The 13,505-nt window shown below is 64.8% G+C and carries 14 protein-coding genes; 8 read left to right on the forward strand and 6 right to left on the reverse strand.

Annotated elements, in window-relative coordinates:
- Nucleotides 1-435 precede the first annotated feature (435 nt).
- The 5 genes from RMN95_RS13690 to RMN95_RS13710 form a co-directional block, all read right to left on the reverse strand.
- Nucleotides 436-1,380, reverse strand: a complete 945-nt coding sequence (locus RMN95_RS13690; RefSeq protein WP_309617465.1) for a hypothetical protein — start codon at nucleotides 1,378-1,380, stop codon at nucleotides 436-438.
- 40 nt (nucleotides 1,381-1,420) lie between these two features.
- A complete protein-coding gene (locus RMN95_RS13695) occupies nucleotides 1,421-2,167 on the reverse strand; it encodes an ABC transporter ATP-binding protein (RefSeq protein ID WP_309617466.1) in 747 nt (248 codons plus the stop codon).
- Entirely contained in the window at nucleotides 2,167-2,976 is an 810-nt protein-coding gene (locus RMN95_RS13700; protein ID WP_397545295.1) for an ABC transporter permease, read from the reverse strand. Before RMN95_RS13700 ends, RMN95_RS13695 begins: the two co-directional genes overlap by 1 nt.
- Before the next feature lie 144 nt (nucleotides 2,977-3,120).
- On the reverse strand, nucleotides 3,121-3,813 hold the full coding sequence (locus tag RMN95_RS13705; RefSeq protein WP_309617468.1) for a phosphocholine cytidylyltransferase family protein: 693 nt from the start codon (nucleotides 3,811-3,813) through the stop codon (nucleotides 3,121-3,123).
- Between the two features lie 305 nt (nucleotides 3,814-4,118).
- Nucleotides 4,119-4,637 carry a hypothetical protein gene (locus tag RMN95_RS13710; RefSeq protein WP_309617469.1) on the reverse strand — a complete coding sequence of 173 codons (519 nt, stop codon included), beginning with the start codon at nucleotides 4,635-4,637 and terminating at the stop codon, nucleotides 4,119-4,121.
- Between the two features lie 109 nt (nucleotides 4,638-4,746).
- Between RMN95_RS13710 and RMN95_RS13715 the strand changes: the two genes are divergently transcribed.
- The 3 genes from RMN95_RS13715 to RMN95_RS13725 are packed head-to-tail and all read left to right on the forward strand — an operon-like array spanning nucleotide 4,747 to nucleotide 7,654.
- Complete coding sequence (locus RMN95_RS13715) at nucleotides 4,747-5,802, forward strand: ABC transporter ATP-binding protein (RefSeq protein ID WP_309617470.1); 1,056 nt, start codon at nucleotides 4,747-4,749, stop codon at nucleotides 5,800-5,802.
- Nucleotides 5,778-7,352: a hypothetical protein gene (locus tag RMN95_RS13720; RefSeq protein ID WP_309617471.1), complete on the forward strand. Its 1,575-nt coding sequence runs from the start codon at nucleotides 5,778-5,780 to the stop codon at nucleotides 7,350-7,352. The genes RMN95_RS13715 and RMN95_RS13720 overlap by 25 nt, the downstream gene beginning before the upstream one ends.
- A gap of 41 nt (nucleotides 7,353-7,393) precedes the next feature.
- Nucleotides 7,394-7,654, forward strand: coding sequence for a DUF3039 domain-containing protein (locus RMN95_RS13725; RefSeq protein WP_397545296.1), 261 nt, complete (start codon nucleotides 7,394-7,396; stop codon nucleotides 7,652-7,654).
- A 5-nt stretch (nucleotides 7,655-7,659) separates the two neighbouring features.
- On the opposite strand, the gene RMN95_RS13730 is transcribed toward RMN95_RS13725, so the two are convergent.
- Complete coding sequence (locus RMN95_RS13730; RefSeq protein ID WP_309617473.1) at nucleotides 7,660-8,955, reverse strand: nicotinate phosphoribosyltransferase; 1,296 nt, start codon at nucleotides 8,953-8,955, stop codon at nucleotides 7,660-7,662.
- 22 nt (nucleotides 8,956-8,977) lie between these two features.
- Between RMN95_RS13730 and RMN95_RS13735 the strand changes: the two genes are divergently transcribed.
- The 5 genes from RMN95_RS13735 to RMN95_RS13755 form a co-directional block, all read left to right on the forward strand.
- The gene (locus RMN95_RS13735) at nucleotides 8,978-10,441 is read left to right on the forward strand and encodes a cryptochrome/photolyase family protein (protein WP_309617474.1); all 1,464 of its coding nucleotides are present in this window, start codon (nucleotides 8,978-8,980) and stop codon (nucleotides 10,439-10,441) included.
- A 25-nt stretch (nucleotides 10,442-10,466) separates the two neighbouring features.
- Nucleotides 10,467-11,309, forward strand: a complete 843-nt coding sequence (gene murI, locus RMN95_RS13740; RefSeq protein ID WP_309617475.1) for a glutamate racemase — start codon at nucleotides 10,467-10,469, stop codon at nucleotides 11,307-11,309.
- Nucleotides 11,306-12,064, forward strand: a complete 759-nt coding sequence (gene rph / locus RMN95_RS13745) for a ribonuclease PH (RefSeq protein ID WP_309617476.1) — start codon at nucleotides 11,306-11,308, stop codon at nucleotides 12,062-12,064. Before murI ends, rph begins: the two co-directional genes overlap by 4 nt.
- Entirely contained in the window at nucleotides 12,061-12,732 is a 672-nt protein-coding gene (rdgB, locus tag RMN95_RS13750; protein ID WP_309617477.1) for an RdgB/HAM1 family non-canonical purine NTP pyrophosphatase, read from the forward strand. The genes rph and rdgB overlap by 4 nt, the downstream gene beginning before the upstream one ends.
- A gap of 32 nt (nucleotides 12,733-12,764) precedes the next feature.
- The coding region (locus RMN95_RS13755) for an Nramp family divalent metal transporter (protein WP_309617478.1) at nucleotides 12,765-13,505 on the forward strand (741 nt) is incomplete at its 3' end.

Consider the following 13,505-nt stretch of genomic DNA (forward strand, 5'->3'; position numbering starts at 1 on the left):
GATCGCGCCAATAGGTGCGGTCATTTCCGACCAAATGAAGGACAATCCCGCTCCGGGTCCCTGGTTTCCGGGGCTCACCACACACTCGAGCGAAATTCTCCTTCATTTGGCTGCAGCCTATTGGCGCGATCTCTAATGCGGGTCGGCAGCACGTGGATTCTGACACGGCGGCGCAGGCCGAACAGGTCAGATCGATTGCGACTGACCGTTGTGTTCGAACCCCGGGCCACATCGGCGGCGACCGAATGCGCGAGCTCAAGGATGCGCTGAGGTTGCACCTTTCACTATGACGATGCTGGCATTCATCGAGATGCAGAACAGTGATTCAGGCCGTTCGGTAGAGAAATTCCGCCACGAGATAGCCCCAGACCACAGTGAGAGTGCAGTCGTGGCCGTTTCCGCCCTGCGAATGGGGCCGCAACTGCGCTCTCATTCTCAGGCGGAAGGCAGATCCGGTGGAATTCCCGCCGGCGTTTCGGGCGGAGCATCCACAGCGATGTCGTGTGACTGCGTGAGTGCCGCGGGAGCGCGGCGCGACATCCGGATGTTGGGCAGCGGAACGCGCAGTTCATGACGTTCGCCGGGCAGGCGAGAAGCTCGAGCAGGCCTAGGAGCCCGAGCAGCCCGAGCAGCCCTAGGAGCCCGAGCAGGCCGGGGAGGCTTCGGAAGCTTCATAACCGGCTCGAGCCATTCGGGGAATGTCGCCGGCGGAGGGCCGAACGCCTCTCGCGAGCCGCGCACGACCTGGCGGCCGAGCATGTGGTTTCCGCCGCCGCCGATCACGGCACCGATTCCGAAGGGGATGAGGCGACCGACCACATTGGTGCCCTGCGCGACCGCAAACTTCTTCATAAACGTCACCTTAATGCGGTCGGCGATGGGCCCCATCACGGCGCGCGGCATGCTTTTCGTGAGCGTCTCGCCCCAAAAAACCGACTTTCCGGCGCCCTTACCAGACATCTGGCCAGCGAGCTGCTTCACCAGGTCGCTGCCGGCCGTGCCCAGCACCATGGTCATGACCAGGGCGCGGGCCCGGTCAGGGTCATCCACCACAATGCCGTGAATCTCGGTGACAGACTGCGCAAAAAGCGCGCTCGCCTCCAGAAAGCCTGCGGTTTCCACTCCGGATAGTGCCAGCGACGCTGCTGTTCCGACGGCGGGAATTGCGGCGCTCGCACCTACGAGCGCCCCACCAGTGGTGACGGCGGCAAGATAGCGACGCTCCAGAATATGGATGATCGCCTCGGGGCTGTCGTGCGGGCGCCCCCTGCGGATGCTGCGAATGTGCGCCAGAACGGCTGGTCGCTGCACGGTGAGAACGCGATCAATGCCCCTCACAACGAAGGGACTGGAGACCGCCATCTCGCTGCTGTTCGACATGCTCCCACCGTACCGTCGGGGCACGGCAGAAACTGGGGGTTCACATTCCGTAGTCTTCGTTGTAGCGCGCCAGCACCTCGTCGATCGGGCCGTCGAGCACAAGCGCGCCCTTGTCGAGGTAGAGACCACGAGTGCAGAAACGACGAAGGTCTCGCTCGTTGTGCGACACGAAGAACAGGGTGCGCCCGCCCTTTAGAAGCTCCTCAATGCGGCGGTAGCACTTTTCGCGGAACGCCTTATCCCCGACCGCCAACACCTCATCCACCATCATGATCGGTTCCTCAAGCCGGGAGATGACCGAGAAGGCGATGCGAACCTTCATGCCGCTGGAGAGGTGTTTGTACGGGGTATCGAGAAAGTCGCCAATCTCGGCAAAGGCAATGATCTCGTCGAAGCGCTCGGTGATCTCGGCCTTGGACATGCCGTGCAGCCCCGCCGTCAGGTAGACGTTGTCGCGCACGGTCAGGTCGTCGACGAAACCGCCGGTGATTTCGATAAGTGGCGCGACTCCGCCGTGAACTTCGACGCCGCCCTCGTCGGGCAGGATCACCTCGGCAACAAGCTTCAACAGAGTCGACTTGCCCTGGCCGTTGCGCCCGACAACACCGATCGCTTCTCCCGGTTGCACCTCGAAGTCGACGTGGCGGAGCGCCCAGAATTCATCCGCCCTGGCGCGGCGACTTCGGCCCGCGAACAGGTCTTTGAAGTTGCGACGGGAGCGGCGATTGCGGCGAAACCGGATGCCCGCATCCCTCACCCTGATCACAGCATCGCGAAGGTCGGCCATCAGATCTCTTTCAGCGCGGCACGCTCGGTGCGGTGGAAGACGAGGATTCCGACCACGAGGATGATCGCACTCATGATGGCGGCGATGGCCACGGCGTACCAGTCGAGTTGGTCAGGAAAGAACGCCGATCGATAGAGGGAAAAGATTCCGGCGAGCGGGTTGAAAGATCCCCAGAACTCAAGACCGGCACGCTTAAGGTCGGGAAGCCCGTAGATAATCGGGCTGGCATAGAACAGGAATCGCAACACGAGCTTCGTGGCGCGCTCGAAATCGCGGAAGAACACCACGAGCGGCGCGACGATAAGGCCGACCCCCATGGTCAGGATGGACTGGAGCAGTATTGCCGGTACGACCAGCAACGCCTCCCAATGGAGGGTTGCACCCGTGGCGATGGCGAAGAAGATGACCACGGGGATGCTGGCGAGGAACTCGATACCTTTCGACATGACGAGCCGCGCCACCCAGATGGTGCGGGGGATCTTTGTTGAACGAATCAACTTCGCCTCACGCAGGTACGCGCGAGTGCAATCGGAGACGGCACCGTTGAACCACATCCAGGGCAAGAGGGCACAGAGTAGGAAGACAATATAGGGCTGCGCGCCGACGGCCCGATCGAAGATCTGGGTGAAAACGAACCAATAGATGCCCGCCATGACCAGTGGGTCGAGGATCGACCAAAAATATCCGAGCGCCGAAGTGGAGTAGCGCACGCGCAGGTCGCGAACGGTCAGCAGCCACAGGGCTTGGCGATAGCGGGCTGACGGCGAACGTTGCCGACGTGGAGCCCCTGCGGTTGACACGCGCTCCATCGTATGGTCTCCGACGCGACTTGCCGCGATTGCGGGGCGAGCGAGGGTGAATTCCCGTGGATCGAGCCTGCCGAGACCTCACCCACGCGTCGACAGCGGATGAGGTTTCGGCACGCTCGACCCGCGAAGGCCCGAGGGGGCCCGTTAGACGTAGAGGTTGGCTCGCTCCAGGTCCTCGGCGAAGTCGATCTCGACAGCATATAAATCTGAGATGTCGACCGGCTCGACCAGCAGTCGGTCCTGTTCAATGGCGAGCTCGATGCCGCGCTCGAAGTAGTCCTGGTCGCCGACGCGCCTGAGCTGGCGCAGAAGGACAGCTTTATCATCACGCGAGATGTAGTTGATGCCTACGGCTTCACCCAGGCCACCCTTGACCGACTTCGACAGCTCGTGGATGTAGCCCTCCGCGTCAGTCGTGTACTTAACCTCTTCGTCAGACACCTTCGCGGTGTTGACAGAGACGAACGACTGGTCGCGGGCGACGAGTCGAGCGGCGCGTTCCAGGGCGGTGGGATCAAAGACGACGTCACCGTTCATCCACAACACACCGCCCGGCGTGGAGGCCTGGAGGGCGCGCATCAGGCTCTTGGACGTGTTGGTCTGGTCGTACTGCTCGTTGTAGACAAACGACGCATCAGGGAACGCTTCGATGATGTGCTCGAGCTTGTAGCCCACGACGACGGTGACCCGTGCCTGAGTTCCGAAGGCGTGATGGATGTTGTCGAACTGTTGGCGCATGATGGTGCGGCCGTCGGCCAGCTCGGTCAGGGGCTTGGGGAGGGATCGACCGAGTCGACTGCCCATTCCGGCCGCCAGGATGACGATCTGCGTAGTCACGATGAACTCCTAGGTTGTCTCTGCGCCTCCCGGAAGCTCTTCGCTTGCCAGGCAAGCTGCGTCAGGGAGATAGCGCCTCGGGAACATTCAGTTCTTGTACGTGGTTCAGGTTGCCCACTGTTAACCGAGGATTTTCTATCAAGACACGCCGTTGTGCTCCCTCAACCGTAGTGGTGACACCTGAAAGTGCCACGTGAAAGTAAGGGGATGTTGCGTATTCGTGATGCGCGCCGTCGGAGAGCCGGGGCTTGGTAGGTTTAAAAGGTGGAAAACGCCCGAGAACCCGATGACGGCGAAAACCCGCACTATGCCGCCCCTGATACGGAAGCCAGTAGCACCGAAGCGACGGTGGAGGCTTCCCCAGCGCGCAAGCCAGCAGCGCGCACGTCGGCAGCGGCGCGGAAGCCTCCCGTAGCGCGCAAGCCGGTGCCGACCCGCGCGAAAGTCGTGGGAAAGCCCGAAGCCAGCGGGCCGGCGGCCACACCAGCGGCGGCCAAACCTGCCCCGGCGAAACCCGCTCGGGCAAAACCTGCCGCTGCAAAAACTACTGCTGCAAAAACTACTGCTGCGAAATCTGCTGCTGCGCAACCTGCGGCACCGAAGTCCGCCACCTCTCGCGGGTCTGCAGTCACAACGACGACCCCTCGGGTTGCTGCTCCTCGGAAGACCGCCCCCAAGGCGGGCTCAAAGGAAGCTCCGAAAAACACTTCGACGATCGACGACGCAACGATCACGACGTCGACGTCCGAGGGTCGTGAGCCGGTGACACCTGCGGTCAACGACGCCACCGTCTCGACCCCAAAGGCGAAACCTGCCGACGTCACTAGCGTGAACCCCAGCTCGGCCGCCGAAAGCGAACCGGCCGTACTCCAGGCGTCTAAACCAGAATCGGCGCGTCCAGCGTCCGCACCGGCGGGGCCCGCCGCTTCAGCCGTGTCGTCTGCCTCGGCGTGGGCGAAACGTGTGGCGTCGGCGTCGAATGCTCGCGTCAGCGAACTGCGAGAATCACTCGCGGCTGCCCGGGCCGCCCGGCTCGCTGATGTGGAGAACCACACGGTGACGCAGGCGCCCGAGCCGGCAGCGACTCTCGAACCCGTGGCATCCACTGCATGGGACGAAGCGCTGGCCGAACTCGCGAAGACTGGGCAAGACCCGGACATCGAGTCGGCGACGGTCACACCAGCGATCGTCGGAACGATGGCCGAGGCATCCCCCACCCGCATCGCCCAGGACGTCGTGCTCTCGGTCGCCGGGCTCACCAAGCGATTCGACGACACACTCGCCGTCTCCGGCCTCGACCTCGAGGTCAGGGCCGGTGATTTCTACGGCATAGTCGGGCCCAACGGTGCGGGAAAAACGACAACGCTGTCCATGATCACGGGGCTGCTTCGACCCGATTCGGGTACCGTGGTCGTGCACGGTTCCAACGTGTGGAGCGACCCGGTCATCGCCAAGCGCAACATGGGCGTGCTGCCTGACCGGCTGCGTCTGTTCGACCGGCTCACGGGTGCGCAACTTCTTTACTACGCGGGGATCCTGCGTGGACTGGATGGCGCAACTGTGCGCAAGCGCAGCGCAGACCTCGCCCGGGCGTTCGGGTTGGAGGAGGCGATGGGCCGACTCGTGAGCGACTACTCGGCGGGCATGACCAAGAAGGTGGCGCTCGCTGCGGCGATGATCCACTCGCCTCGATTGCTTGTGCTTGACGAACCGTTCGAGTCGGTAGACCCCGTCTCGGCGGCCACCGTCACCGACATCCTGAAGAAATACGCGGCTGCTGGTGGCACCGTGGTGCTCTCAAGCCACAGCATGGATCTTGTGCAACGCATCTGCGACCACGTTGCGGTGGTCGTCAACGGCGAGATTCTTGCCGACGGCACTATGGACGAAGTTCGAGACGGAAAGACCCTCGAAGACAGGTTTATTCAACTCGCAGGCGGCCTCCAGACGGCGGAGGGCCTGCAGTGGTTGCACAATTTCTCCACCTGAAACTCACCCTGTTCGCCAATACGTTCCGGCGGAGCCCCGTGCAACTCTTCGGGATGATCCTCGCGGCCGTGTGGGGTCTCGGTGCTGCCGGCGTTCTGACGGCCGGATTGTTCGCGCTGAGGCTGTCCACGCCAGATGTCGCCCGGGTCGTCGTCGTCGTATGCGGCACGCTGATTGTGCTCGGCTTTCTCCTGCTTCCTCTCGCGTTCGGCGTCGACGACACGATCGACCCTCGACGGTTCGCCCTCTTCGGCATACCGACCGATCGGCTCGCTCTCGGCCTCGCCGTCGCCGCTGGACTCAGCGTGCCGACACTGGTCATCGTGGTGTTGTCCCTCGCGCAGGTGGTGACCTGGGGCCGCGGCCCGTTGCCGGTGCTGGTGGCCATCATCAGCGCCGTCCTCATCGTGCCGACCTGCGTGCTCGCGGCGAGGGTGTCTACGGCGGTCGCCTCGACGTTCCTGTCGTCACGCCGCGCGCGGGACGCATCCGGAATCGTCTTCGTACTCATGCTGGCCATTGCCGCGCCGGCGGTCGCCCTGCTGGCCACGGTGGACTGGGAAAGTCAGGGCCTGCCCATCATGCGCCGAATTGCGGCCATTGCCGACTGGACGCCGCTGGGTTCGGCCTGGAGCGCCCCCGGCGATATCGTGCTGGGGTTCGGCGGTCAGGCCGTCCTGAAGCTGCTGATCTCGGCCACATTCCTCGTCGTGCTGTGGTTTTCCTGGCGCGGCCTCGTCGCCATGATGCTCACACGGTCGGATCGCGAGGCACGCAGCCACCGGTACACCAGCCTCGGCTGGTTCGGCAGGGTCCCCGCGACACCCGCAGGGGCTATCGCCGCTCGGAGCCTCAGCTACTGGGGGCGGGATGCCCGCTACCGAGTCTCCCTCGCCGTCATCCCGGTGGTGCCGATCGTGATGGTCGCCGCGTTGCTGGTGGGTGGCGTTCCCGCCGAATTCATCGTGTGGGTACCTGTGCCCGTCATGTGCCTGTTTCTCGGCTGGACAGTGCACAACGATATCGCGCACGACAGTTCGGCCTTCTGGTTGCACGTGTCATCCACCACTCGAGGGGTGGATGACCGTGGGGGTCGAATCGTGCCGGCCCTGTTGCTCGGTGTTCCGCTCGTGGTCATCGGCAGCCTGGTGACCGTGCTCGTTTCGGGTGACTCCGCAACGCTGCCCGGACTCATCGGATTGAGCGCCTGCCTGCTGTTGGTCGGTCTCGGAATCTCGAGTGTCATCTCTGCGGCCTTCCCGTACCCGGCGGTACACCCCGGCGACAGCCCCTTCGCGCAGCCTCAGGCGGTGGGGGCGGCAGGCTCCGTCATCCAGTCGCTGTCGTTCGTGACGACCATTGTGATCGCCGCACCCGTGGTGTGGCTGATGGTGCTGTCGTTGCTGAACCCCGGCGAACAGTGGCAGCTCGCGGCCCTCGGCGCGGGCATCCTGATCGGGATTATCGTGCTGGTGGTTGGCCTCGTCTGGGGTGGCCACATCGTCTCGAAGCGGGGCCCGGAACTGCTGGCGTTCACCCTGCGCAACTAGCCCCGCGCAACTAGAGTTGGTGCATGGCTGATTCGAATCTCATGGCTGATCCTGACCAGGGCGCGGGCGGCGGAACTGCCACTCTCGACCGCGAGCTCGAGGAGTTGATCCAGCAGGAGCAGGTGGAGGAGGGCGACCACGAGCGCTTCTCCCACTACGCCCCGAAGAACAAGATCATGGAATCTGCGCTGTCGGGAAAGCCCGTGTTGGCGCTGTGCGGCAAGCTGTGGGTGCCCGGCCGCGATCCGCAGAAGTTTCCGGTCTGCCCGACGTGCAAAGAGATTTACGAGAAGCTGAAGTAGCCCCACTACGTGTATACGGTGGGGATCGCTGGCTCACCGCGACCGAGCCGGAACGCCTCATCCGGAAGCTCGGCCACCGCGCTGGCATGGTGCTCGCGGGCGAGGGCGGTTCCCTCGATGCCGGTGTAGCGCTGATCGGTGGCGCCCGCGGCGACCAGGGTGGTGTGCAGGCTGCGTTCGGTCGGGCTGGCCGCGGGTGGGGCATCCACGGAGATGGTCTCGCGGTAGGCGACTCCCGCATGATCGAGCGACCTGAACGGAAACTTGCGCCCGCCGACCGTCGCTTTCGCCGCAGATTTCTTAGCCACGCTGACCCACTCGCCCGCCGAGTCGCGGTGGGCGACGAGCTTGAAGACCATTCCGGATGCCGGCTGCCCTGAGCCGGTCACCACCGAGGTTCCGACGCCGAACGAGTCGACCGGGGCCGCCCGAAGAGCGGCGATCGTGTATTCATCGAGGTCATTGGTGACGGTGATCCTGGTGTTGCCCGCGCCGAGCGAATCGAGCTGGGCGCGCACAGCGGCAACCTGCACAGGGAGGTCGCCGGAGTCGATGCGCACGGCACCCAGGGCGGTGCCCGCCACTTTCACCGCGAGCGCGACGCCCGCCGCGATGTCGTAGGTGTCAACCAGAAGCGTGGTTGACGACCCCAGCGCGTCCACCTGCGCCTGGAACGCCTCCTCTTCGCTGTCATGCAGCAGGGTGAAGGAATGCGCGGCGGTTCCCCTGGTCGGGATTCCCCAGCTCCGGCCGGCCTCCAGGTTGCTGGTGGCACCGAAGCCGACGATGAACGCCGCCCGTGCCGCGGCAATAGCCGAACTTTCGCCCGTGCGCCGTGACCCCATTTCGACGAGAGGGCGACCGGATGCTGCCGACACCATCCGGGCGGCCGCGGAGGCCACGGCGGAGTCGTAATTGAGCACACTGAGGGTGAGCGTCTCGAGCAGCACCGCCTCGGCGAAGCTTCCCTCCACGACGAAAATCGGCGAACCGGGGAAGAAGATCTCACCCTCTCGGTAGCCCGAGATCGATCCGCGAAATTTATAGTCCGCGAGCCAGTCGATGGTCTCCGAGCGCACCACGGCGTTCTCGCGCAGCCAGGCGAGCTCGGTATCACCGAAACGGAAGTTTTCGATGAGCGTGAGCAGGCGTCCGGTGCCCGCCACGACCCCGTAACGACGCGAATCGGGCAGCCGCCGAGCCAGCACCTCGAACACACACTCCCGGTCGTGCGTGCCACTGCCGATCGCGGCATCCACCATCGTCAGTTCATAGCGGTCGGTCTGCAGTGCTGTGCTCATCCATTGAGCTTATTGTTGGATCATGGAGCGAACCCGCCTGATCTTCGCCGGCCAACTCGGCGACGCATTCGACGAGGGCGGTGCCGTGCTGCTGATCGAGGCGCGCTCGGTCTTTGGGCGGCGCCGGATGCATCGGGCCAAAGCCCACGTGATGCTCTCCGCTATTCGCCACCGGGCCGCGGAGTTGGGGCCGCGGGTGGAGTTCCACCAGGTTCAGACTTACGCCGAGGTTGTCGACGGTCGCACCGACCTGGAGGTGATCGATCCGACATCGTACGAGGCCCGCCGGTTCGTGCGATCCCGGCAGATCCACGTGCTTCCCTCCCGCGGCTTCATCACCACGGAGGAGGAGTTCGCGACCTGGGCGGGAGGCCGCAAGGGCCGGCTGCTGTTGGAGGACTTCTATCGGAACGTCCGGTTGCGAACGGGCATGCTGATGGAAGGAAATTCACCGGCGGGTGGGCAGTGGAACTACGATCACGACAACCGACAGTCGCCGCCGAAAGGGGCCGTGACCCTCGGGCTTCCCGAGCCGTGGTGGCCCGTGGAAGACGACATTGATGCCTCCGTTCGAGAGGACATCGATCGCTGGCAGGCCGAGGGGCTTATCGACCTGGTCGGAGCCGATGAGCCGCGGCGGTTTGCCGTCACCGGGGCGGAGGCCATCGCCGCGCTCGAGGATTTCGTGGCCAGCAGGCTGAACGACTTCGGGCCGTTCGAGGATGCCACGCTCACCGGTGACTGGACCATGGCGCACTCGCTGCTCAGCGTGCCGATGAATCTCGGGGTGCTCGACCCCCGCCACGTCGTCGACACCGTGGCGGGGGAGTACGCCGCCGGCCGCGCTCCGCTGCCGAGTGTGGAGGGGTTCGTGCGGCAGGTGATGGGCTGGCGCGACTACACGTGGCATCTGTACTGGCACCTGGGGGAAAACTACCGCTATTCGAACAACCATCTCGAGGCCAGGAACGATCTGCCCCGCGAGTTTCTCGAACTCGACGCGAGTACCATCGAGGCGAACTGCCTGCACCATGCCATCGACGGCGTCAGGCAGCACGGGTGGGCGCACCACATCCAGAGGCTCATGATCATCGGCAACTGGGCACTGCAGCGCGGGTACGACCCGCAGCAGCTCGATCGCTGGTTCACCGACATGTTCGTCGACGGCACGCCCTGGGTGATGCCCGCCAACGTGATCGGCATGTCGCAGCACGCCGACGGAGGCATCGTCGCAACCAAGCCCTATACCTCGGGCGGTGCATACATCAACAAGATGAGCGACCACTGCGGTGGCTGCCGGTTTGACCCCAAGGTGCGGCTGGGCGAGAACGCGTGCCCCTTCACCGGGGGCTACTGGGCGTTCCTCGATCGCGTCGAGCTGCAGCTGAAGGGCAACCACAGGATGGCCCAGCCCCTGGCGGGGCTCCGAAGGCTGAACGACCGCGAGCAGGTGGTGCACCAGGAGTCGCTGCGCGACGGCCTGTAAGTTCGACGGCCTGTAGGTTTGATGGGTGAACAACGCGCCGATCGGAATTTTCGACAGCGGTGTCGGCGGTCTCACCGTGGCCCGGGCGATCATCGACCAGTTGCCGCGCGAATCGATTCTCTATGTGGGCGACACGATCCACTCACCCTACGGCCCCAAGCCCATCGCCGAAGTGCGACGCTACGCGCTCGAGGTGATGGATGACCTCGTCGCCGAGGGTGTGAAAGTGCTCGTCATCGCCTGCAACACCGCCTCCGCCGCGATGCTTCGGGATGCCCGTGAGCGGTTTACCGATGGCTATGGGATTGCGGTGGTGGAGGTGATCCAGCCCGCGGTGCGCGCGGCCGTGCGCGCGACGCGCAACGGGCGTGTCGGCGTGATCGGGACGGTCGGAACGGTCAAGTCGCAGGCATACGAGGATGCTTTTGCCGCGGCATCCGGACTCGAATTATTCACGCAGGCCTGCCCGCGCTTCGTCGAATTCGTGGAGGCCGGTGTCACGACCGGGGCAGAGTTGTTTGCGGTTGCCGAGCAGTACCTCGCACCGCTTAAGGCCGCCGAGATCGACACGCTGGTGCTCGGTTGCACCCACTACCCCCTGATGTCTGCCGCAATCCAGTACGTGATGGGCGATGCGGTGTCGTTGGTCTCCAGCGCCGAAGAGACCGCCTATGACGTTTATCGAACCTTGATTGCGCATAATCTCGAGCGGCAGTCGATGGATGCGCCCAGCTACGCCTTCGAGGCGACCGGGCCAGACAAGGCCGCGTTCCTTTCCCTCGCCTCGAGATTTCTCGGCCCGGAAGTGGCCAGGGTCAACACGTTCGACACCGGAACCATACACATACCAAGAACGGAATATTCATGACCAGGATTGACGGCCGCGAAGCGAACGAACTGCGCACCGTGACGATCGAGCGCGGGTGGAGTGACCAGGCCGAAGGCTCCGCGCTGATTTCGTTTGGCCGCACAAAGGTACTGTGCACCGCTTCGTTCACGAATGGTGTGCCGCGCTGGCTCAAGGGCAATGGCAAAGGCTGGGTGACCGCGGAATATTCGATGCTGCCGCGCAGCACCAACGACCGCATGGATCGTGAATCGGTCAAGGGAAAGATTGGCGGGCGCACGCACGAGATCTCGAGGCTTATCGGTCGCTCGTTGCGCGCCGTCGTTGATATGAAGGCTCTCGGCGAGAACACCATCGTCATCGACTGCGACGTGTTGCAGGCCGACGGCGGAACCCGCACTGCGGCGATCACGGGCGCCTACGTGGCACTCGCCGACGCGATCGAATGGGGCCGATCGAAAGGGTTCATCGGTAAGAACGCGAAGGCCATCGTCGACTCGGTCGCGGCCGTCAGCGTGGGCATCGTCGACGGCGAGCCGCTGCTCGACCTGGCCTACACCGAAGACGTGCGCGCCGAGACCGACATGAACGTGGTGGTGACCGGCCGCGGTCTGTTCGTCGAGGTGCAGGGCACCGCCGAGGGCGCCCCGTTCGATCGTCGCGAGCTTGACGCGCTGCTCGACCTGGCCCTCGGCGGAGCCGTAGACCTCACTGCTCGCCAGGTCTCAACCCTCGCGCTCGACCCGGCCCACGTGGCGCCACTCGTGCAGCGATGAGTGGCACTTCGGCGGGTATCGCTGGCGCCTCGCGGGCAGTGAAGCTCGTGCTGGCCACCCACAACGCGCACAAGGTCGACGAGTTGCGGCGAATCCTTGGGAGTGCGCTCGACGGCATCGAGCTGGTCCGCTACGAGGGGCCTGAGCCCGTCGAAGACGGCGATACCTTCGAGGCGAACGCGCTGCTCAAGGCCCGCGCGGCCTCGGCTTTCACCGGGCTTGCGGCGATCGCCGATGACTCCGGGATCTCGGTCGACGCGCTCGACGGGGCTCCAGGCATCCATTCGGCCAGGTATGCCGGGGGTCGGGATGACGCGGCCAACGTCGAGCTGCTGCTGCGCAACCTCGGGGCCGAGGCCAACCGCGCCGCGCACTTCAGCTGCGCGGCCGCCCTCGTGGTGCCACCGCCCGTCGGATCCGTCGGGCCCGACGGCCCGGCCGACGTCGCGCAGTCGAGCGAGTTCGTCGAGCTCGGCCTCTGGCACGGCTCGGTGCTGCTCGAGCCCGTCGGCAGTGGCGGCTTCGGCTACGATCCGATCTTTATGCCCACCGGGGGCTCGGCCAGCGCCGCCGAAATGAGTGCGGATGAGAAGAACGCGGCCAGCCACCGGGCGCTTGCCTTCGCAGCGCTGATGCCGACGGTCCGCGCGCAACTACTGGGGGAGTAGGCGCACAACTCCTCGGAAGCTAAGATTTCGGCATGCCGAAAACTGCAACGCCCGCCATCGCGCCTCCCGGCAGAGCCCGCGCCACCCTGCTCGCGCTCGGCCCAGCGTTCGTCGCGGCCATCGCCTACGTCGACCCCGGCAACGTCGCGGCGAACCTCACCGCCGGCGCCCGCTACGGGTATCTGCTGCTCTGGGTGCTCGTGCTCGCCAACGCCATCGCCGTGCTCGTGCAGTACCAATCGGCCAAGCTCGGCATCGTGACCGGCCAGAGCCTGCCCGAGATCCTGGGCGAGCGGCTGAAGACCGGTCCGCGGCGCGTCTATTGGGTACAGGCTGAATTGGTCGCCGCTGCCACCGACATCGCCGAGGTGCTGGGCGGCGCGATCGCACTGTACCTGCTGTTCGGAGTGCCACTGCTGCTCGGTGGCCTGATCGTCGGAGTCGCCTCCATGGGCCTGCTACTGCTGCAATCGCACCGCAGCCAGCGGTCGTTCGAGGCGGTGATCATCACCCTGCTCGTGGTAATCGTGTTCGGCTTCGTGACGGGGCTTTTTTTCAGCGGGATGAACCCAGCCGAGGCTCTCGGCGGGGTAGTCCCGCGGTTCCAGGGTACCGATTCCGTGCTGCTGGCTACGTCGATGCTGGGGGCCACAGTTATGCCGCACGTGATCTACCTGCATTCGGCCCTGGCGCGTGATCGGTACGGGGTGACGAAGGATCCGGCGCGCATTCGCAGCCTGTTGAAAGCGACCCGTTGGGATGTCGGCGGCGCG

The organism is Salinibacterium sp. (assembly GCF_031364185.1).
Taxonomy (GTDB): Bacteria; Actinomycetota; Actinomycetes; order Actinomycetales; family Microbacteriaceae; genus Rhodoglobus.